The organism is Janthinobacterium sp. GW458P (assembly GCF_002127585.1).
GTDB lineage: Bacteria > Pseudomonadota > Gammaproteobacteria > Burkholderiales > Burkholderiaceae_D > Janthinobacterium.
In genome coordinates this window covers 57,971-77,552 of sequence record NZ_NEGZ01000007.1, presented here as the reverse complement: position 1 = coordinate 77,552, position 19,582 = coordinate 57,971, and the positions used below count along the sequence as shown (strand labels likewise).

16 protein-coding genes are annotated in these 19,582 nt (G+C 62.5%); 7 read left to right on the top strand and 9 right to left on the bottom strand.

What is annotated here, in order from left to right; genetic code table 11:
• Positions 1–5 precede the first annotated feature (5 nt).
• Positions 6–2,672, top strand: coding sequence for a DNA topoisomerase III (locus CBW50_RS07350; protein WP_086144927.1), 2,667 nt, complete (start codon positions 6–8; stop codon positions 2,670–2,672).
• A 72-nt stretch (positions 2,673–2,744) separates the two neighbouring features.
• Here the strand turns inward: CBW50_RS07350 and pcaC are convergent, their stop codons facing one another.
• From pcaC to CBW50_RS07330, 4 genes are all read right to left on the bottom strand, one after another.
• Positions 2,745–3,143: a 4-carboxymuconolactone decarboxylase gene (pcaC, locus tag CBW50_RS07345; protein WP_076568292.1), complete on the bottom strand. Its 399-nt coding sequence runs from the start codon at positions 3,141–3,143 to the stop codon at positions 2,745–2,747.
• Positions 3,144–3,202: 59 nt separating this feature from the next.
• Positions 3,203–3,934 carry a hypothetical protein gene (locus CBW50_RS07340; RefSeq protein WP_086144926.1) on the bottom strand — a complete coding sequence of 244 codons (732 nt, stop codon included), beginning with the start codon at positions 3,932–3,934 and terminating at the stop codon, positions 3,203–3,205.
• 76 nt (positions 3,935–4,010) lie between these two features.
• Positions 4,011–5,423, bottom strand: a complete 1,413-nt coding sequence (locus CBW50_RS07335) for an alkaline phosphatase (protein ID WP_086144925.1) — start codon at positions 5,421–5,423, stop codon at positions 4,011–4,013.
• Positions 5,424–5,452: 29 nt separating this feature from the next.
• Positions 5,453–6,853, bottom strand: a complete 1,401-nt coding sequence (locus CBW50_RS07330; protein ID WP_086144924.1) for an alkaline phosphatase — start codon at positions 6,851–6,853, stop codon at positions 5,453–5,455.
• 274 nt (positions 6,854–7,127) lie between these two features.
• On the opposite strand from CBW50_RS07330, the gene CBW50_RS07325 reads away from it, so the two are divergent.
• From CBW50_RS07325 to CBW50_RS07310, 4 genes are all read left to right on the top strand, one after another.
• Entirely contained in the window at positions 7,128–7,991 is an 864-nt protein-coding gene (locus CBW50_RS07325; protein ID WP_172404700.1) for an MBL fold metallo-hydrolase, read from the top strand.
• Positions 7,992–8,065: 74 nt separating this feature from the next.
• The gene (locus tag CBW50_RS07320) at positions 8,066–8,728 is read left to right on the top strand and encodes a DsbA family protein (RefSeq protein ID WP_086144923.1); all 663 of its coding nucleotides are present in this window, start codon (positions 8,066–8,068) and stop codon (positions 8,726–8,728) included.
• Between the two features lie 93 nt (positions 8,729–8,821).
• The gene (locus tag CBW50_RS07315) at positions 8,822–10,288 is read left to right on the top strand and encodes a catalase (protein WP_086144922.1); all 1,467 of its coding nucleotides are present in this window, start codon (positions 8,822–8,824) and stop codon (positions 10,286–10,288) included.
• Between the two features lie 178 nt (positions 10,289–10,466).
• Positions 10,467–10,853, top strand: coding sequence for a hypothetical protein (locus tag CBW50_RS07310; protein WP_086144921.1), 387 nt, complete (start codon positions 10,467–10,469; stop codon positions 10,851–10,853).
• A 49-nt stretch (positions 10,854–10,902) separates the two neighbouring features.
• Here the strand turns inward: CBW50_RS07310 and CBW50_RS07305 are convergent, their stop codons facing one another.
• The 4 genes from CBW50_RS07305 to CBW50_RS07290 all read right to left on the bottom strand — a co-directional run bounded on the left by CBW50_RS07305 (position 10,903) and on the right by CBW50_RS07290 (position 17,549).
• Complete coding sequence (locus CBW50_RS07305) at positions 10,903–14,481, bottom strand: M1 family aminopeptidase (RefSeq protein ID WP_086144977.1); 3,579 nt, start codon at positions 14,479–14,481, stop codon at positions 10,903–10,905.
• Positions 14,482–14,491: 10 nt separating this feature from the next.
• Positions 14,492–15,385: an ABC transporter ATP-binding protein gene (locus tag CBW50_RS07300; protein WP_086144920.1), complete on the bottom strand. Its 894-nt coding sequence runs from the start codon at positions 15,383–15,385 to the stop codon at positions 14,492–14,494.
• Positions 15,386–15,568: 183 nt separating this feature from the next.
• Entirely contained in the window at positions 15,569–16,765 is a 1,197-nt protein-coding gene (locus CBW50_RS07295) for an ABC transporter permease (protein ID WP_086144919.1), read from the bottom strand.
• Positions 16,766–16,769: 4 nt separating this feature from the next.
• A complete protein-coding gene (locus CBW50_RS07290) occupies positions 16,770–17,549 on the bottom strand; it encodes an ATP-binding cassette domain-containing protein (RefSeq protein WP_086144976.1) in 780 nt (259 codons plus the stop codon).
• A gap of 148 nt (positions 17,550–17,697) precedes the next feature.
• Here CBW50_RS07290 and CBW50_RS07285 point away from each other — a divergent pair, with 148 nt between their 5' ends.
• Both CBW50_RS07285 and coq7 read left to right on the top strand, forming a co-directional pair.
• Positions 17,698–18,129 (top strand): hypothetical protein, encoded by a 432-nt coding sequence (locus CBW50_RS07285; RefSeq protein WP_086144918.1) that lies wholly within the window; start codon positions 17,698–17,700, stop codon positions 18,127–18,129.
• Between the two features lie 86 nt (positions 18,130–18,215).
• Positions 18,216–18,860 (top strand): 2-polyprenyl-3-methyl-6-methoxy-1,4-benzoquinone monooxygenase, encoded by a 645-nt coding sequence (coq7, locus tag CBW50_RS07280; RefSeq protein WP_086144917.1) that lies wholly within the window; start codon positions 18,216–18,218, stop codon positions 18,858–18,860.
• Between the two features lie 153 nt (positions 18,861–19,013).
• On the opposite strand, the gene CBW50_RS07275 is transcribed toward coq7, so the two are convergent.
• Entirely contained in the window at positions 19,014–19,442 is a 429-nt protein-coding gene (locus CBW50_RS07275) for an OsmC family protein (RefSeq protein ID WP_086144916.1), read from the bottom strand.
• Positions 19,443–19,582: the final 140 nt, after the last annotated feature.

Below are 19,582 nucleotides of genomic sequence, written 5' to 3'. Positions count from 1 at the left end.
AAAATATGACAAAAACCCTCATCATCGCCGAGAAGCCTTCTGTCGCGAACGATATCGCGAAGACGCTTGGCGGCTTTACCAAGCACGATGAGTACTTTGAATCGGATGAATACGTCCTGTCGTCGGCGGTCGGCCACCTGCTGGAGATCGCCGTACCGGAAGAATTCGACGTGAAGCGCGGCAAATGGAGTTTCGCGCACTTGCCGATGATTCCACCGTATTTCGCGCTGAACCCGATCGCCAAGACGGAAGCGCGCCTCAAAGTATTAAACAAGCTGATCAAACGCAAAGACGTGACCACCCTCATCAACGCATGCGATGCGGGGCGAGAAGGCGAGCTGATTTTCCGCCTGATCGCGCAAAACGCCAAGGCCAAGCAACCGGTCAAGCGCCTGTGGCTGCAGTCGATGACGCCGGGCGCCATCCGCGACGGTTTCTCGCACTTGCGCAGCGACGAGGAAATGCTGCCGCTGGCCGACGCGGCCCGCTGCCGTTCGGAAGCCGATTGGTTGATCGGCATCAATGGCACGCGCGCCATGACGGCGTTTAATTCGAAAGAAGGCGGTTTTTACCTGACCACCGTGGGCCGCGTGCAGACGCCGACCTTGTCCATCGTCGTCGAACGCGAAGACAAGATCAAAAAATTCGTGCCGCGCGACTTCTGGGAAGTGCGCGCCGAATTCGTCTGCGCGGCCGGCATCTATGAAGGCCGCTGGCTCGACACGAAGTTCAAGAAGGACGAGAACGACCCCGAGAAGCGCGCCGAGCGCCTGTGGAGCAAGACGGCTGCCGACTCGATCGCCACCGCCTGCCGCGGCCGCCAAGGCATCGTCACGGAAGAATCGAAGCCGACCACCTCGATGGCGCCGGGCCTGTTCGACCTGACCAGCCTGCAGCGCGAAGCGAACTCGCGTTTCGGCTTCTCCGCCAAGAACACGCTGGGCCTGGCCCAGGCCCTGTATGAAAAGCACAAGGTACTGACGTATCCGCGTACCGATTCGCGCCACCTGCCGGAAGACTACATGCCGACCGTGCTGCAGGCGCTGGAAACGGTCAAGGACAACAGCAACTACCACCAGTTTGCCAAGCAGATCATCGACAAGGGCTGGGTCAAGCCGAACAAGCGCATCTTCGACAACGCCAAGATCTCGGATCACTTCGCGATCATCCCGACGACGATCGCGCCGAAGAACCTGTCCGAGCCGGAGCAGAAGCTGTACGACCTCGTCACGCGCCGCTTCATGGCCGTGTTCTTCCCGCCTGCGGAATTCCAGGTCACCACGCGCTACACGGAAGTGTCCGGCCATCAGTTCAAGACCGAAGGCAAGGTCATGACCAATCCGGGCTGGCTGGCCATCTACGGCAAGGAAGCGTCGACGGACGCCGACAAGGAAAGCAATGGCAACGGCAACCTGGTGCCCGTCGCCAAGGGCGAGAAAGTGCAGACGGAAAGCGTCAGCGCCAACGGCCTGGTGACGAAGCCGCCCGCGCGCTTCACGGAAGCGACCTTGCTGTCGGCCATGGAAGGCGCCGGCAAGCTGATCGACGACGACGAGCTGCGCGATGCGATGGCCGGCAAGGGTCTTGGCACCCCGGCCACGCGCGCGGCCACCATCGAGGGCTTGCTGACGGAGCGCTACCTGATCCGCGAAGGCCGCGAACTGATTCCGACGGCCAAGGCGTCACAGCTGATGACTTTGCTCAAAGGCCTGGGCGTCAATGAATTGACGGCGCCGGAGCTGACGGGCGAGTGGGAATACAAGCTGTCGCAGATGGAAAAAGGCAAGATTTCGCGCGAAGAATTCATGCGCGAAATCGCGCAGATGACGCAAATCATCGTCAAGCGCGCCAAGGAATATGACAACGACACGATTCCCGGCGACTATGCGACGTTGGTAACGCCATGCCCGAACTGCGGCGGCGTGGTGAAGGAAAACTACCGCCGTTTCGCCTGCACCAAGTGCGAATTCTCGATGAGCAAGACGCCGGGTTCGCGCCAGTTCGAAATCGCCGAAGTGGAACAATTGCTGAAGGACCGCACCATCGGCCCGCTGCAAGGCTTCCGCTCGAAGATGGGCCGTCCGTTCGCCGCCATCCTGCGCATCGTGCGCGATGAAGAGATCAAGAATTTCAAGCTGGAATTTGATTTCGGTCAGAACGACGAGAGCGAAGATGGCGAAGGTGTCGATTTCACGGGCCAGACGCCCGTGGGACCTTGCCCCAAGTGCCATGCCGGCGTGTACGAAATGGGCCTGGCCTATGTGTGCGAACACAGCGTGGCCAAGCCGAAGACGTGCGACTTCCGCAGCGGCCGCATCATCTTGCAGCAGGAAATCTTGCCGGAACAAATGGCAAAACTGCTCAACGATGGCAAGACCGACTTGCTGCCGGGCTTTGTTTCCCAGCGCACGCGCCGTCCGTTCAAGGCTTTCCTCGTGCGCGGCAAGGATGGCAAGGTGAGCTTCGAGTTTGAAGAGCGCAAGGCCAAGCCGGGTGCGAAAACCAAGGCAGCAGCCGCCGAGGTCGAAGGCGAAGAAGGCGCGGCGCCAGCGAAGAAAACAGCCGTCAAGAAAGCGGCAGCCGTCAAAAAGGCACCGGCGAAGAAGGCTGCGGCCGTGAAAAAGCCGGCCGCCAAAAAGGCGCCGGCGAAGAAGGCGGCAGCGGCGGAGTAATCCTGCATCAGCCAGACAAAAGCCAGGGATGTCCCTGGCTTTTTTTTACGTCCCGATTTGATGGGGCAATGGTCAGGCTGGCGGCGCGGCCGGCGCCACCAGGCCCATTTCCCGCAGCACGTCATGCGCCGAGCGAAACGCGTCGATGGCCAGCGGCATGCCGCAATACACGGCCGAATGCAGCAGCACTTCCTGGATTTCCTGCATGCTCGCGCCATTGTTGACGGCGCCGCGCACATGGCCGCGCAGCTCCTGGGCGCGGCCGAGGGCTGTCAGCATGGCGATCGTCGCCAGGCTGCGCGTCTTTAAATCCAGGCCGTCGCGGCACCAGGTCGTGCCCCAGGCGTTGCGCGTGACGAAGTCCTGCAAGGGCGCCGTGAAGGCGTCCACCTGGGCAAAGGCGCGCTCGACAAAGGCGTCGCCCATCACTTGTTTGCGCATGCGCAAACCGTTCTCGAATTGTTCATCCATGCCGCGCTCCCGTTGCTGTATGCTTTCGATACTAGCGAGCGGGCATGGGGCGGTCAAGTTTAGTCCAGGTAGTCCGAGTATTCGCGCTGCGCGTAATGCTGCAGGTTGGCCCATGGCTGGACCTTGCTGACGGTCGGCTGCAGCTTGACGTCGACGCGGCGGTAGAAAGTGTTGGCGCGGTCGCCGCTTTCGATGACCAGCGGAATCTGTTTTTGCTCATCCCACAGGATGCGCTGGAACACGCCATTCTTTTCCACTTCGCGCCAGCGCGCGCCCGGCACGTTCGATGCCTGTTTCGACAGCGGCATGGCGGTCACCAGTTTCGGGTCCAGCAGGTAAAAACTGTTTTCCCAGGAACCGTCGAAATTGACGTTTTCGTACTCGGCCTTGGGAATGGCGACGACGACCTTGTCGTGGGCGTCGATGTATTCGATGCGCACGGTGTTCTTTTCCAGCATCACATGGCGCGGTATCAGCACGGGATTGAAGTGCTTGTGTTCATGCTGCGTGGCCGCAGTCGACGTTTTCAGCGCCACCTTGGTGTTTTCGCCATGCTTGTGGCCCGCGTGCGCGTCGGTCGCCGGCGCCAGCACGCGTTCGACCCACACGTGGCCGGGACGGCGCAGCATTTTTTCCTCGTAGCGGCTCTCGCGCGTCACGCCTTCCGGCGTCAGCACGCGGCTGTAATAGGTGATGCCCAGGTCCAGGTCGGCGGGAGCGGCAGCGGCGGCCGCCTGCGCGGTGCCAGCGAAGCCGGCGGCGAGGAGGACGGCGATCAGGGTCGATTTCATGTGTTGCCTTTATGTGCAAAGGGGGCGGAGGGCAAGATTGCCTTCCGCCCCTTGGGGTTACGCTTGTTGTGCTACATCAAAAGCCGAAGGCCGCCTTCAGCAGGTCAAACACCTTGGTGTTGTCCAGGGTGCCCTTGAAGGCCTTGGCGCCGGCGCCCGTGGCCAGCAGCTTGACGTCGCCGCCGCCGTGGGTTTCGCTGGCCAGGCGCACGCCTGTTTCTTGCAGGTAGTTGTCGGACAGGGCCGTGGCGCTGTCGACATTGGCGCGCAGGTCAGGACGGTTCGGGCCGTTGCCGAACACCAGGGTGGTGTAGGTATTGCCGTCTTCATCCTTGCTTGGCTGGTTATCCTTGTAGCCGCGGTTGATGTCGAGGATAGGATTGCCGCGCTTGCCGTAGCCGTTGAACGCCAGCGTATGGTCATGGTCGGCCGTGACGACGATCAGGGTGTTTTCCAGCTTCGGATCGGTTTCCCTGACCTTGTCGATGGCGGCCTTGATGGCGTCGTCGAAGGCGATGGTGTCGACCAGCGCGCGCTTGGCATTGATGCCGTGCAAGGCGTGGTCGATGCGGCCGCCTTCGACCATCAGGAAGTAGCCATTGGTATTTTTCGACAGCAAGTCGATGGCTTTCAGCGTCATTTCCGACAGGCTAGGCTGGTTGGCGCCGTCGGCCGATGGCTTGGACGAGGTGCGGTCCAGTTCATAGTCGAGGTGGCTCTTCGCACTGTACAGGCCGATGAATTTCTTGCCGCTCGGTGCTGCCACCATTTCCGTCTTGTTGGCGGCCACGGTGTAGCCCTTGGCCGCGAATTCGGCCAGCAGGTCGCGGCCGTCGGCGCGGCCGCCCTTGTTGCTGGCGGACCATGGCGTAAAGTGGTTGCGTCCGCCACCCATCAGCACGTCCACGCCGTCGCCCAGGGCCGTGTTGTAGCCGGCGCCGCCCGGCGCCGTCTGCGCGGCGATCGCGTATTGCGCATTGCGGTTGCAGATGTGCGAGAAGGTCGTCGCCGGCGTGGCGTGCGTCAGTTCCGTGGTGGTGATGGCGCCCACGGCCTTGCCCTTGGCTTTCGCCAGTTCCAGGATGGTCGGCACGCTCTTGCCGCCGGCCGGGCAGTTATCCACGCCCAGGTTGCCGTTGGCGTCGCGGCCGGGTTCTTTGGCGATGGTGTCCTGCGCCATCGAGATGACTTCATTGTTCATCTTGACGCCGGTCATGTAGGCGGCCATCGATGGGGCGCTGTCCGTCGTTTGCGCATCGTTCGAGAACGTCTTGATGCGCGCCGTGCGTTCCAGCTTGTCCATGTTCAAGCTGCCTTCTTCCTTGTACTTGTAGATGCGCGCCGCCGTCACGACGGAAGGACCCATGCCGTCGCCGAGGAAGAAGATGACGTTCTTGGCGTCGGCGGCGTAGGCGCCGTTGGCAACACTGGCTGCCACGAGCGTGGTCAGCAGCGACAGTTTCAGGGTGGATTTCAGTGCAAGTTTCATATGCGTGTCCAATTCTTGTGTCTTGGGGATTACAGACCGCCGGCGGTCTTGACCAGGCCGAATACTGTGGTGTTGTCGATGGTGCCCAGGAAGGTTTCCGAACCCTTGCCGATGGCGCCCAGGAAGACGTCGGTGCCGCCGTGCGTTTCATTGCCGGCCGACGTGCGGATCACCGCTTCCTGATGGTAGGTGTTGGCGCTGGTGACGGTTTCGTCGAGGCTGGCCATGGCGGCGCGGCTGGCTTGCGTGCGGTTTTCGCCATTGCCGAAGCCGATGATCGAGTACGGTGCGCCGTCCAGGTCTTTCTCGACCGCGCCGGTGACGTAGTTCTTCACCAGGCCCAGCACGCCTGGGTTGCCGGCGGCCGTCTTGCCCGTGCGCTTGGCGTAGCCGTTCAGCACCAGGGTGTGGTCGTGGTCGGCCGTGACGACGATCAGGGTATTGGCCAGGGTCGGGTCGGTCAGCTTGGCTTTTTCGATGGCGGCCTTGATGGCGTTGTCAAAGGCGACCGTGTCCTGCAGGGCCTTCTTGGCCGTCGTTTCGTGCAGCGCATGGTCGATGCGGCCGCCTTCGACCATCAGGAAGTAACCCTTCTTGTTCTTGGCCAGCACGTCCATGGCCTTGGTGGTCATTTCCGCCAGGCTAGGTTCCTTGGCCGCATCGCGGTCCAGGTCGTAGCTCATGTGGCTGGACGTGAACACGCCGAACAGGCGGTCCGTCTTGGTACCGTCGACGGCCTTGAAGTCGGTGGCGTTGTTGGCAATGGTGTAGCTTTTCGCTTTCAGTTCGGCCACCAGGTCGCGGTCGTCCGAACGCTTGCCGCCGTTCTTGAATGGCGTAAAGAATTGCGCGCCGCCGCCCAGGACCACTTCCAGGCCGGTGGTGCCAAGGGCGCTGTTGTAGCCGGTGCCGCCCGGCACCAGGGCCGCGGCGATATCGTTTTCCAGGTCGCGGTGGCAGATGTGCGCGTAGGTGGCCGCCGGCGTGGCGTGCGTCACGCGCGCCGTGCTGACGACGCCGGCGGCAAAGCCCTTGGCCTTGGCCAGTTCCAGCAGGGTGGTGGCGGGCGTGCCGTTGCCGGTGCCACATTTGTTGACCAGCTTGTTGCCGTTGGCATCCTTGCCCGGATCGATGGCGACCGTGTTGGCCGACATGGAAATGACTTCATTGTTCATCTTGACGCCGGTCATGTAGGCGGCCATCGACGGCGCGCTGTCGGTGACTTGCGCATCGTTCGAGAACGTCTTGACGAAGGCCGTTTCCGGCAGCGTGTCCATGGTCAGCGCACCGTCTTCGCCCACCGAGTAGATGCGCGCGGCCGTCATGGTGGTCAGGCCCATGCCATCGCCGAGGAAGAAAATGACGTTTTTCGGCGGGGCTTCGACCAACACCTCGTCTTTTTTGGCGTCGCTGCCGCAGGCGGCCAGCATCAGGGAGATTGCGACGCTGCAGCCAGCGACGGAAATTTTTCTGCGAGTCATGTGGTTCATCCGGCTAGGTTTGAAAGAGCTGGCAAGATAACAATTCAATGTGACAACATCATGACGCTGTGACACATTTGGATACGACGATGTGGATGGCAGCGTGCATGTCAGTATTTGATTGCATCGAAATAAGAAATAAACCATTGCGTTTTATCGGGTTTTTCTACCGAATCAAGCAACGTAAGATGCGTGCATCCCAATCATCTTGTGAAGGCGCATCATGTTCTCCAAATCCATTACCAGCATTCTCGTTGCCACCGTCTTCGCCGCCGGCGCCGCCTCGGCCGCCGCTCCGCTGACACTGGAGGTGTTCAATCCGGGCGAAGCGGCCATCTTCCCCGTCGCTTCCGTCCTGGTGGCAGGCAAGCATGACGCCGTGCTGATCGATGCGCAGTTCTCGCGCGCCGAAGCGCAAAAACTGGTGGAAAAGATCCGTGCCAGCGGCAAGAAACTGACGACCGTGTACATCAGCCACAGCGACCCCGATTTCTACTTTGGCCTCGATGTGATCAAGGCAGCTTTCCCGCAGGCAAAAATCGTCGCCACGCCGGAAACGGTCGCGGAAATCCGCCGCAAGGTGGACGCCAAGGTCGCCTACTGGGGTCCGATTTTGAAGGACAATGCGCCGCAGGCCATCGTCATTCCCGAAGCCTTGAAGGGCCAGCGCATCAGCCTGGAAGGCCAGTCGCTGACGATTTCGGGCCCGACGCCGTCGCGCACCTATGTGTGGATTCCATCGATCAAGGCCGTCGTCGGCGGCGTGGTGCTGTTTGGCAACTTGCACGTATGGACGGCCGACACGCAAAGCGTGCAATCGCGCCAGGACTGGCTCAAGACCCTGGACGGCATTGCAGCATTGAAACCTGTCACCGTCGTGCCCGGGCACTTCAAGGTCGGTTCGCCACTGACGCCCGACAGCATCGGCTTTACGCGCGACTACCTGGTGACGTTTGAAGGGGAAACGGCGAAGGCCGCCAACTCGGCCGCGCTGATCGACGCGATGAAGCGCCATTACCCGAGCCTGGGCCTCGATGGCGCGCTGGAAACGAGCGCGAAAGTGGCCAAGGGCGAGATGAAGTGGTAACAAGCCTGCCGCGCGGCGCCTGCACGGGCCGCGCGGCCCAAGTTGAAACGCACGCAAGAATCAAAGGAGCCAGCATGGCCAACCCTGTACTGCATTACATTTTCGATCCCCTGTGCGGCTGGTGCTACGGCGCCGCGCCGCTGGTCGAGGCGGCGCGCGCCGTGCCCGGCCTGACGGTGGCCTTCCACGGCGGCGGCATGATGACGGGCAGCAATCGCCGCCGGATCACGCCCGAATGGCGCGGCTACGTCCTGCCGCATGACCGGCGCATCGAGCAATTGTCGGGCCAGCCCTTCGGCGATGCCTACCTGAACGGCTTGCTGAACGACACCACGGCCATGATGGATTCCGAGCCGCCGATCACGGCCATCCTGGCGGCCGAGGCGCTGGCCGGCAAGGGCCTGGACATGCTGCAGCGCGTGCAGCGCGCCCATTACGTGGACGGCTTGCGCATCGCCGACCTGCCCGTGCTGCTAACTTTGGCGCAAGAGCTGGGCATGGACGCCGGCGCCTTCGAAGCCGCGCATGCGCAGCAGGCGGGCGCGGCCACGCAGCGGCATATCGACGCCAGCCGCGCCCTGCTGGCGCAGGTGGGCGGCCAGGGCTTTCCCACCTTCGTCCTCGACGATGGCAGCGGCAAGCTGTCCGTCATCGACATCGGCGGCTTCCTGGGCCAGCCGGCGCAGTTGCAGGCGCAACTCGGTGGCGTATGCGACGCCCATGGCTGTTCATTGTAAATATCTATCAGTTCGATAAAATCAATTAGCTTTTCCTTTGTTGTTGCACTCGTTACACTGATTCCATCAGTCAACAACGAAGGAAAAGCAGCCATGAATAGTCAACAGCCACCATTCAGCACCGCGTCGGGCATTCCCGTCGCCGACAACCAGAATTCCCTCAGCGCCGGCCCCCGCGGTCCCCTGCTGCTGCAAGACTTCCACCTGATCGAAAAACTCCAGCATTTCAACCGCGAGCGCATTCCCGAGCGCGTCGTGCACGCGAAAGGTTCGGGCGCCTACGGCACCTTTACCGTCACGCATGATATTTCCCGCTACACCAAGGCTAAATTATTTGCCGAAGTGGGCAAGCAGACGGCCACGTTCGCCCGTTTTTCCACCGTCGGCGGCGAACGCGGCAGCGCCGACACGGAACGCGACCCGCGCGGCTTCGCCGTGCGCTTCTATACGGAAGAGGGCAACTGGGATCTCGTTGGCAACAACACGCCCATGTTCTTCATCAAGGACCCGATCAAGTTCCCCGATTTTGTCCACACGCAAAAGCGCGATCCGCAAAGCAATCTAAAATCGGCGGAAATGATGTTCGACTTCTGGAGCCATGCGCCGGAAAGCCTGCACCAGGTCACGATGCTGTTCTCGGACCGCGGCACGCCGGACGGCTACCGCCACATGGATGGCTTCGGCAGCCATACGTATAGCCTGATCAATGCGGACGGCCAGCGCGTGTATGTGAAATGGCACTTCAAGACGCGCCAGGGCATCAAGAACCTGCCTGCGGCGGAAGCGGGCCGCCTGGCCGGTGCCGATCCCGACTACGCCCAGCGCGACCTGTTCGGCGCCATCGCGCGCGGCGATTTCCCCCAGTGGGAAGTCAAGCTGCAGGTGGCGACGCAGGAGCAGCTCGATGCCTGGGAGCAGCGCACTGGCTGGAACCCGTTCGACCTGACGAAGGTATGGCCGCACGCGGACTTCCCGCTGCTGCCGGTCGGTATTTTCGAGCTGAACCGCAACCCGGACAATTACCACGCGGAAGTCGAGCAGGCCGCGTTTTCGCCAGCCAATGCCGTGCCCGGCATGGGGTATTCGCCGGACAAGATGCTGCAAGGCCGGCTGTTTGCCTACCATGACGCCCAGCTGTACCGGGTCGGCACGAACCACCAGCATCTGCCCGTGAATGCGGCGCGCTGCCCCTTCCATAACCAGCAGCGCGACGGCGGCATGGCCATCCACAATGGCAGTTCGGCGCAGAACTACGCGAACGTGGCGGCGGCGGGCAGCGCGCCGCAGGGGCTGGGCCACGGCGAGCCGGCGCTGGCGCTGTCGGGCGGCGCGGCGCGCTACGACGGGCGCGGCGTGGAAGACGATTACACGCAGGCCGGCAACCTGTTCCGCCTGATGCCGGCCCAGGCGCAGCAAAACCTGTTCGACAATCTGGCTGGACCGTTGAGCCAGGTGCGCGCGGAAACCTTGCAGCGCCAGCTGGGCCATTTCGACCGTGCCGATGCCGCCTACGGCGCGGGCGTGCGGGCCGCCTTGCGGGCACGCGGCGTGAGCGTGTAATGACATGTTGCAGGTGGAACAAGTTTGTTCCGCCTGTTTGATGCAGCACAAACTAGAGCTTATTAGTGCTTGATGCCAAATATTGCCGTATGGACATATTTGCCTTCCATGCGTAGACTTGTCGGTCTGATGATTGCGCCGCCGTCCTGGCGGCGTCCTGACTAGAAAGTCCTGCAATATGAATATGGCGAAGCTGTCGGTGCATGGGGATGACCCCACGCTCAAAACCATCCTGGAAGTCTTGCCCACGGATCCAGAGCGTGCCTGGCGCAAGGGCGAGCCGAAGGGAACGGCGGGTCGCGTGCATCTCGATTCGGGCTTCGAAGTGCTGATCGCGCAAGCGCCCAAGTCGCAAGTCTTGCCCTCGCGCATACGCAGCTACCTGGCCGAATGCCGTTCGCGCGGCGTGACCTTCACCATGCCGCGCATCGTGGCCGAGTTGCAACTGGAACTGAACGGTGACGACACGGTCGACGCGCCCCTGGACCTGAGCCTGGCCGACATGCAGCACCTGACGGAAATGGGTATCAGCCTGAGCCTGATCACGCGTCCCGTCGCCGCCTGATGCATTGATGCATAGAAAAATGGCCGCCTGATCAGGCGGCCATTTTTCGTCACGGTTCGTCGAGCTCGACGGTGACCATATTGTCGTCCGGCTTGCGGTCGATCAACTTGTTGTCGGGATCGATGCCCGCCTTGCCGGGCCGGCTGCCGACGATGACAGTGTAGCTCGCTTGTCGCGCCGTCATGCGCAGCCGTTCGCGCAGCAGCGGATGGCCATTCGCATCGTCGACGCCGATCTCGATCCAGTCGTGCAGCGGGGCGTCGTGTTCGTCTCCCTGTTCGCCGGCCGTCAACTTGCCCGCCTGCACCTTGATGGTGACGGCGTACTTGCCATCGCTGCGTTTCGTGGCCGTGGCCGACAGGGCGCGATTGTCGAACAGCACGATTTTCTCGAACAGGTCGTCGATCAGGTAAGCCTGCTCGGGCGGCGTGACCTGGCGCAAGCCGGCTATCAGCGCCGTCACGCTTGCATACGGCGGGCCTTTCTGGCCGTAAGTCTTCAGCAGATCGCGCAGCACGCCGTTGACCTTGTCCTCGCCGATGATGTCTTGCAGCAAATACATGGCCAGGCTGCCCTTGTGGTAATGGATGTAGGCCTGGTTTTCATTCTCGGCCAGCGGCAACTCCTTCTTGCGCTCTTCGCTGCGTCCCATCAGGTATTGATTCAGGTCATAGCGCAGGAAGCGGCGCATCTTGGCCGGCCCCATGGTTTTCTTCATCACCATCAGGGCCGAATACTCGGCCAGGGTTTCGCTGAGCACGGTGGCGCCCCGCGTGTTGCCGCCCACCAATTGATGCGCCCACCACTGGTGCGCCACTTCATGCGCCGTGACGTAGAACGGATAGTCGAGGTCCTTCGGGTTCTTGTCGTCGACCCTGGCGATAAAGCCCAGGCCTTCCGAGTACGGTATCGTGTTCGGGAACGATTGCGCAAACGTGGCGTAGCGGGGGAATTCGACGATGCGCAGGATCTTGTGCTGGTAGGGGCCGAAGTGCTTCGTGTAGTAATCGAGCGCTTCCTTGCTGCCGCGCACGAAACGCTCAAGGTTGTATTCATGCCCCGGGTGGTAATACACGTCGATGGCCACGTCCTGCCAGCGCTCGTGCTTGACGGCGTAGCGGGCCGACTGGAACGCGTAGAAGTTCAGGATGGGCTGGTCCATCGTGTAATGGAAGTAATGGCGGCCATGCGCGATCCAGTCGTTGTCCAGCGTGCCCGGCGCGATGGCCGTCTGGCCGTCGACGGTGCTGACGGTGGCGTCGAAATTGATGCGGTCGGCGTCGCTGCTGACGTAATTGTCGGCCAGCCCGCGCGCGTCGTCGCGCGGCAAGGCCCGTTCGCGGGGCGGCAAGCCGTGTTTCTTGCGGTCGCGCGGGTCCGTCAGTTCCAGTTGCGCCTGGTAGCCGACATGCGGCAGCACGGCATTCGTGAAGAAGGTGCCGTTGGCCACCACGGGCGTGTCCTGGCCCAGGCCGAAGATGCCGCGCGGCGCATACGCAATGTCGAAATCGAGGCCCAGGGTGGCGCCCGGCGCCAGCGGCGCGGCCAGCCGGTAGCTGTAGAAGCCCAGCTTGCCGTCATCGAGGCCGGGATGCACGCGCGTATCGAAACGCAGCCGCATGGTGGCCGTCGGGTCTTGCTGCACAAAAATGTGGCTGATCGGCAAGCTGGTCTTGTTTTGCAGCATGTAGCGGCCCGTGACGGCCAGGCGGCGCTGCGCCGGGTAGATGGCCACATCGAGTTTCACGTCGGTGATTCTCGGCTGCGGCGTGGCGGCAAACTTGCGGTACTGGCGCTCGAAGCTGGCCCGGTCCGCGTCGCGCGCATAGTCGGACTTGTAGTCGTTGGCCACATGGAAGACGTAGAACAGCACGGCGCCGGCGCCGAGGAAGATCACGGCGCCGATGGCAAAGCTGCCCAGCACGCCTTGCGTGAGGCCGTGGCGCGCCAGGCGCAGGCGGATGCGCCAGCTGTCCTGCGCGCCGCGGGGCCAGAACAGCAGCGACAGCACCGTCAGCATCACGGCCGCGCCGCTCCAGTACAGCAGGTACCAGCGTTCGCGCAACACATAGTGGCCGGCGCCGTTCATGGCCGAATACGCGAAGTCCGGCGTGCTGGCGTACAGCAGCAGCGGGTCGCCCAGGCCCAGCGAGGCAAAGCTGACGCTGGCGATGTAGTATAGGATCATGGCGAAATACGCCAGGTACTTGTGATTGATCAATACCTGCAAGAAGATGGCCAGCACGGCGACCAGCGCGTAGTAGGGCAGGTGCGACAGGAACAGCGATTCCAGGTACAGGCCCGGATCGAGGCGGTAATAGCCCTTGAAGACCTGGATCGACATGCCGCACAGCATGATGACCAGGCTCAGCAAGGCTTGCAGGCCGATCAGCGCGAACAGCTTCGACAGCAGCGGCAGCCAGTTCGGCACGGGCAGGGCGTCGAGCATCAGGTGGATGCTGGTCTCGCGTTCGCGCCATACCAGTTCGCCCGCATAGAAGGTGGTAATGACCAGCATGAACAGGGCAAACGAGGCGCTGACCATCTCCAGCACTTTTTCCGTCACCGGATAGGTATTCGTGCCGTAGATGGAACCCATGTCGAGCGCGCCCGCATACATGGTCAGCACGCCGGCCAGCACGATGACGACAAAATAAATGTTCTTGACGGTTTCGCGCAGGTTCAGCCAGCTGATCTTGACGAGCAGGACGGCCAGGCTGCGCTGCGCGAAGTCGGGCGCTTGCTGCGTGTCCAGCGAGGCGTTCGACAGGCGCAGGGGGGCGTCGCCGTCGCTGCGGCGCTTGGTCGCGCCCGCGTCCATCGTGGCGTGGAACTGGAAGCGCCAGTAGCCAAGCAGCAAGGTCACGAGGGCGAAGCCGGACCAGATGGCGCGGTTCAGCAGGTACACGCCTTCCAGGCTCACCAGGCGCGTGTTGCGCTCCGCATTCGGCCAGTATTCCGTCAGGCGTATCAGCGCCGTCGTGCCGAAGGGGTCGATCAGGGCGGCCAGCGTCTTGTAGTCGAGGTCGCGCGCCAGCGAGGGCGCCACCAGGTAGCCGATCAGCATGACTACCGAGCTGATGTACACGGGCAGCATGCGCCGCGTCAGGGCGGCGATGATGAAGAAGATGGCGCCGAAGATGAACAGATTCGGCAGCAGGGTAAATACATACGGCATCAGGTAGGCCAGCGCGCGTTGCGGCCCCAGCCGTTCTGGATCGATGCCGGGCAGCCAGGCGCCCAGCCAGGCGCCGATCACGATGCTGGAGAACACGACGGCCAGCACCAGCCAGGCGCCGAGGAAGCGGCCGAAAACGTACTGGTATTTCTTGATCGGCGCGCTGAAGAAGAAATGCTGCATGCCGTATTCGAAGTCCTGCTGCACCGAGCGGCCCATCATGGCGGCCACCACCACGGCGCCGAAACAGCCCAGCAGGCTGCAGCTGAACGCCAGCGAACGGGGCGCGTTGATCAGGAACTTGCCGCCGAAACTGATGCTCGCTTCCTTGAAGACGCCGCCGGCGGCCGCCATCCACAGCATGGCCAGGGCCAGGAACATGGCGAAGTACACCCAGGTCGACAGCAGCTTGAGGCGCTGCCACGCTTCAAAGCGGGCGATGGCAAACATGGCCGCCCCCTCAGTCGCACTGCGGGGCGACGCGGTGGCGCCCGGCAATGGTGGCGAAATACAGGTCTTCCAGGTCGCCGATGGCTTCCTCGAAGCCGTCGCCCGGGTCCTCGTCGCTGTAGACGTGGATCAGGGTACGGCCCGACAGCAGGCGCGTGGAAATGACGGCGTGGCGCTGCTGGAAGCTGGCCAGCTCCTTTTTTTCAACGAAGCGCGCCCAGATCTTGCTGCTGACTTCATCGATCAGTTCCTGGGTCTTGCCGCACAGCAGCAAATGGCCCTTGTTGATGATGGCCATGTTGGCACACAGGTCGGCCACGTCGGACACGATGTGGGTCGACAGGATCACCGTCTTGTCTTCGCCGATGTCGGACAGCAGGTTGTGGAAGCGCACGCGCTCCTGCGGGTCGAGTCCGGCCGTCGGTTCGTCGACGATGATCAGCTTGGGGTCGCCCAGCAGGGCCTGGGCGATGCCGAAGCGCTGGCGCATGCCGCCGGAAAAGCTGCCCAGGCGCTGGTGGCGCACGTCGAACAGATTGGTTTGCTGCAGCAGGCCGTCGACGACTTCGCGCCGGCGCGCCCGCTGCGACAGCCCTTTCAACGTGGCGAAGTGGTCGAGCAGTTCATAGGCCGTCACTTTCGGGTACAGGCCGAAGTCCTGCGGCAGGTAGCCCAGCATGCGGCGGATGTCGTCCTTGTCGTCGAGCACGTCGTAGTCGCCGAAGAAGATGGAGCCGGAATCGCATTCCTGCAGGGTGGCCAGGGTGCGCATCAGGGTCGACTTGCCGGCGCCGTTCGGACCCAGCAAGCCAAACATCCCGGGCGGTATCGTCAGCGAAACGTTGTCCAGCGCCACCACGCCATTCGCGTAGGTTTTCGACAATTTGCGAATCTGCAATTCCATACAACTCCTTGCTCATGCTGTTGCAGCCCCGTGCTGCAGGGCTAATCTATGCTGGCATTGTATTGAATTTAGGACGTACTGGGCAGTTGCATGCGATGCACGGCATTTTCGCGTGCCCAGAGCGCAGTTCGATGGGGTGGACGGCGCGCCGGATGTGCGCCTTCCGGCCGCGCCACGTAAGTATCAGTTACGGAACAGTACCGATTCCCGGTTAAACCACCAGCGGCACAGCATCAGCAGGGCGCCCGCGATGACCGTGGTCGAGGCCAGGATCACGCCGAACATGCGGTAATCCATGGTGCCTTTCACCAGTTCCTTCATGGCCAGCGAGACATTCGTCAGCGGCACCATGGCCCAGATCCAGTTCAGCTCGACGCCGGGCAGCATGGCCGCCACGGTGGGCAGGATGACGAACAGCATCAGCGGCGTGATCATGCCCGCCGCTTCCTTGTAGCTTTTCGCGTAGATCGAGATTGACAGCAGCAGCGAGGCGAAGATGGCGGCCGTCGGCACCAGCATCAGGGTCACCATGGCCAGGTCGGGCAAGCCGATGCTGTGCACCATGACGGCCATGTGGCCTTCGAGCGAGCTGCCGAAGATGGCCAGCAGGGCGCCCATGCTGCCCACCATCAGCACGGCCGAGGTCATGCCCACCGTAAACAGCACGAGAAACTTGGCCAGCACGATGGCGCTGCGCGGCACGGGCGCCAGCAGCAGGGTTTCCAGCGTGCCCCGCTCCTTTTCGCCGGCGCCCAGGTCGATGGCCGGGTACATGGCCGCCGTCAGGCACACCATCAGCAGCAGATAGGGCACCATGCCGCCGATGATGGCGCCCATCTGCTCGCGCTCGTTGGCCGTCGATTGCTTGTCGAGCACGATGGGGTGCAGGGCGAAGGCCAGCTGGGCCGGACTCAGGTTCAGGGCCGACAGCGCCCCTTCGCGCAGGCTGGCGTTGTAAGCGTCGACGATGTCGCGCACCCGCTGCTGGGTCACATCGACCGTGCTGGCGCTGTTGTAATGCAGGGTCACCTTGGCTTGCCGGTGCTGCCGCAGCGCCTCTTCAAACCGGGGCGGGATGACGACGGCGAACTTGATGGTGTCGTCGCCGATGGCGCGGCGGATGTCGCCCTCGCTGGCCAGCGGTACTTCGCGCAAGTTGTGTTGCTGGGCAAAACGCGCGCTCAGGCCAGGCGAATGGTCCTTGCCGAACAGGGTGTAGCGCATTTCCGCCGTCTTCGCATTCTTGAACATATTGTTCGAAACATAGGCGAAGCCGCCAAAGATCAGCGGCATGGCAAAGATCGGGATGAGGATGGTGAAGATCAGCGTCTTGCGGTCGCGCGTGAGTTCCAGCAATTCTTTCAGGTAGATGGTCCACATGGTCTCAGGCTTCCTGGTTGATGACGCTGACAAAGGCGTCGTACAGATCGGTACTGCCGCCCAGATGGCGCAGCTCGTCGATGGTGCCGTTGAAGGCAGTGGTGCCGCGGTTGATGATGCAGACCCGGTCGCACAGCTTTTCCACCTCGTGCAGGTGGTGCGTGGAAAAGATCAGCGGCACGCGCAGCGCCTTGTAGCTGGCGATGAAGTCGAGCAGGATCTTGGCCGACATCACGTCCAGGCCCGTCGTCGGCTCGTCGAGGATCACCACCTGCGGCTCGTGCACGACGGTGCGGGCGATCGCGCATTTCTGTTTCATGCCCGTCGACAACTGATCGGCCCGCTTGCCGCCGTATTCCTCCATGTGCAGCAGCGCAAACAGCTCGTCGCAGCGGCGTTTCAGCTTGTCGGCCGGCATGCCGTGCAGGCGGCCGAAATACTCCACGTTCTCGCGCGCCGTCAGGCGGCCGTACAAGCCCGTCGAGCCGGACAAAAAGCCGATGCTTTGGCGCGCCGCCAGCGGCTGCTGCAGCACGTCGACGCCGTTGACGAGGGCGCTGCCCGCATCCGCTTGCAGTGCCGTCGACAGCAGGCGCAGGGTGGTGGTCTTGCCGGCGCCGTTAGGCCCAAGCAAGCCCAGCACTTCGCCGGGGGCGCAGCTGAAACTGACGTCGCGCACGGCGTGGAACCAGCCATCGTGTTCGCGCGGATCGCTGACCCGCACGGCCTTGCCCTTGTGGGGCGGCATGCGAAAACGTTTTGCCAGGTGCTTGACCTCAATCATGTAGTTCATCCATTCGATAGGGAGGAGCTAGGGTAGCATGCAAAAAATGTAACTTGCAAGATGGAAATATCGTTTGGTCTATTGAAAAAAACAGCATCTTCATGCAAGCTGGCCCGGTAGGCGCCGGCGGACGGCGCGGGAGAGTGCAATGCGAACGATCGATCAGGCGATGCAGGACAAGGTACTGGCGGTGGCGCGCGCCGGCATGACCAGCGCCGAAGCCATCGGTTTTTTCCGCGTCAGCCTGGGCCTGTACTACCTGGCGGGCCTGATGACGGAGGAAACGCTCGATTTCAAGCAGATCGATGCGCGCTACAACCGCTTTATCTACCACTCGATAGGAGGCGGGCACAGCATTGCCAGCGTGCTGCAATTCATGAGCGGCGAGAAAGTCTTGCGCGTATTGCAATCGGAGCGTTTTCGTACCGCGTTTGCCGAGCATTGCCCGGATATCCCCGTCGACAGCATTTCCTTCCTGATTTCGCTGAACCTGGGCGTGGGGAAAAGCCTGTCCGGCCTCGATGCAGTCGGCCCCGTGGTGGACTGGATCGAGCAGGAAAAAGCGCGCACAGGTCAATAAAGCCCCGTTCGCCCTGCGCGCCGCGCGGGTACGGCTGGCCCTGATCGTCCTATAATTCATGTTTTCCCTTACATGAATAGCCCACGATGACCGCGAACCGCCATTTTCACCCCCTGGATCGTTTGATTGTCGGCGCCGACAAGGCCTTGCGCGTCATGGCGGGCGTGGCCTCGGCCTCGCGCCCCACGCCGGCCGCGCATGCGCCCGATGCGGAGCTGAGCCCGGCCGAACAGCGCCACAGCGCCGGCTTGATGCGCGTCAACCATGTCGGCGAAGTGTGCGCGCAGGCGCTGTACAACTCGCAGGCCCGCTATGCGCACAGCCCGGCCATCCGCGCCCAGTTCGACGAGGCGGGACGCGAAGAGGAAGACCACCTGGCCTGGACGGCGCAGCGCCTGACGGAGCTGGGCTCGCGTTTGAGCCTGCTCAATCCCCTGTGGTATGCGGGGTCGTTTGCGCTGGGCACCATCGCCGCGCGCATGGGCGACGGCCGCAGCCTGGGTTTTGTCGTGGAAACGGAGCGCCAGGTGGAAGCGCACCTGGCCAGCCACTTGCAGGAATTGCCGCCGCAGGATGCGAAATCGCGCGCCATCGTCAAGCAGATGGCCATCGACGAGGTGGAACACGGCGCCGCGGCCCAGCGATTGGGCGCCATCGACACCCCGGCGCCTGTGAAGGCGTTGATGGGCATCATGGGGAAAGTGATGACAAAGACGGCGTATTATATTTAAAACAAAGGCGCTCCGAAGAGCGCCTATGCATGCCTGAGACGTGAAACGCCTGGCAAAACCGTAGCGAGCGGAAGGGAGAGGTGGTAGAGGCGCAACCGTGCTGGAGCACGGTGAGCATCGCAGGCCGCCTACGCCGGCGCGCAGGAGGTTGGCTCAGGCGCTTTCTTCGATGATCTCGAAGGAATGCGTAATTTCCGCCGTTTTTGCCAGCATGATGGACGCCGAGCAATATTTGTCATGCGACAAAGTCACGGCCCGTTCCACGGCCGCCGGTTTCAATGCCTTGCCCCGCACGGTGAAGTGGAAGTGGATCTTGGTAAATACTTTCGGATCGGTGTCGGCGCGCTCGGCCTTCAGGGTCACTTCGCAGCCGTTGACGGCTTCGCGGCCCCGCTTCAGGATCAGCACCACGTCATAGGCGGTGCAGCCGCCCGTGCCCAGCAAGACCATTTCCATGGGGCGTGGCGCCAGGTTGTGGCCGCCGCCATCTGGCGCGCCATCCATGGTCACCATGTGGCCGGAACCGGTTTCTGCCCGAAAACTCATGCCCGACGGGCCATTCCAGCTGACTTTGCATTCCATCGTACTCTCCGAAAATTGTAAGCGTTTTGTATTGTAATAGAGGAACGCCTGTCCATGTGCCGCCCGCCAGCCCGCAGCCGCTCTGCATCGCGGCTTGACTCAGCACGGCAAAGCCGCTTATACTTGTCGGCTTTCCGTTC

Excerpts from the sequence above, each read along its gene's own strand:
- CBW50_RS07350 (WP_086144927.1), top strand. The coding sequence starts at position 6 with ATGACAAAAACCCTCATCATCGCCGAGAAGCCTTCTGTCGCGAACGAT.
- pcaC (WP_076568292.1), bottom strand. The coding sequence starts at position 3,143 with ATGGATGAACAATTCGAGAACGGTTTGCGCATGCGCAAACAAGTGATG.
- CBW50_RS07340 (WP_086144926.1), bottom strand. The coding sequence starts at position 3,934 with ATGAAATCGACCCTGATCGCCGTCCTCCTCGCCGCCGGCTTCGCTGGC.
- CBW50_RS07335 (WP_086144925.1), bottom strand. The coding sequence starts at position 5,423 with ATGAAACTTGCACTGAAATCCACCCTGAAACTGTCGCTGCTGACCACG.
- CBW50_RS07330 (WP_086144924.1), bottom strand. The coding sequence starts at position 6,853 with ATGCTGGCCGCCTGCGGCAGCGACGCCAAAAAAGACGAGGTGTTGGTC.
- CBW50_RS07325 (WP_172404700.1), top strand. The coding sequence starts at position 7,128 with ATGTTCTCCAAATCCATTACCAGCATTCTCGTTGCCACCGTCTTCGCC.
- CBW50_RS07320 (WP_086144923.1), top strand. The coding sequence starts at position 8,066 with ATGGCCAACCCTGTACTGCATTACATTTTCGATCCCCTGTGCGGCTGG.
- CBW50_RS07315 (WP_086144922.1), top strand. The coding sequence starts at position 8,822 with ATGAATAGTCAACAGCCACCATTCAGCACCGCGTCGGGCATTCCCGTC.
- CBW50_RS07310 (WP_086144921.1), top strand. The coding sequence starts at position 10,467 with ATGAATATGGCGAAGCTGTCGGTGCATGGGGATGACCCCACGCTCAAA.
- CBW50_RS07305 (WP_086144977.1), bottom strand. The coding sequence starts at position 14,481 with ATGTTTGCCATCGCCCGCTTTGAAGCGTGGCAGCGCCTCAAGCTGCTG.
- CBW50_RS07300 (WP_086144920.1), bottom strand. The coding sequence starts at position 15,385 with ATGGAATTGCAGATTCGCAAATTGTCGAAAACCTACGCGAATGGCGTG.
- CBW50_RS07295 (WP_086144919.1), bottom strand. The coding sequence starts at position 16,765 with ATGTGGACCATCTACCTGAAAGAATTGCTGGAACTCACGCGCGACCGC.
- CBW50_RS07290 (WP_086144976.1), bottom strand. The coding sequence starts at position 17,549 with ATGATTGAGGTCAAGCACCTGGCAAAACGTTTTCGCATGCCGCCCCAC.
- CBW50_RS07285 (WP_086144918.1), top strand. The coding sequence starts at position 17,698 with ATGCGAACGATCGATCAGGCGATGCAGGACAAGGTACTGGCGGTGGCG.
- coq7 (WP_086144917.1), top strand. The coding sequence starts at position 18,216 with ATGACCGCGAACCGCCATTTTCACCCCCTGGATCGTTTGATTGTCGGC.
- CBW50_RS07275 (WP_086144916.1), bottom strand. The coding sequence starts at position 19,442 with ATGGAATGCAAAGTCAGCTGGAATGGCCCGTCGGGCATGAGTTTTCGG.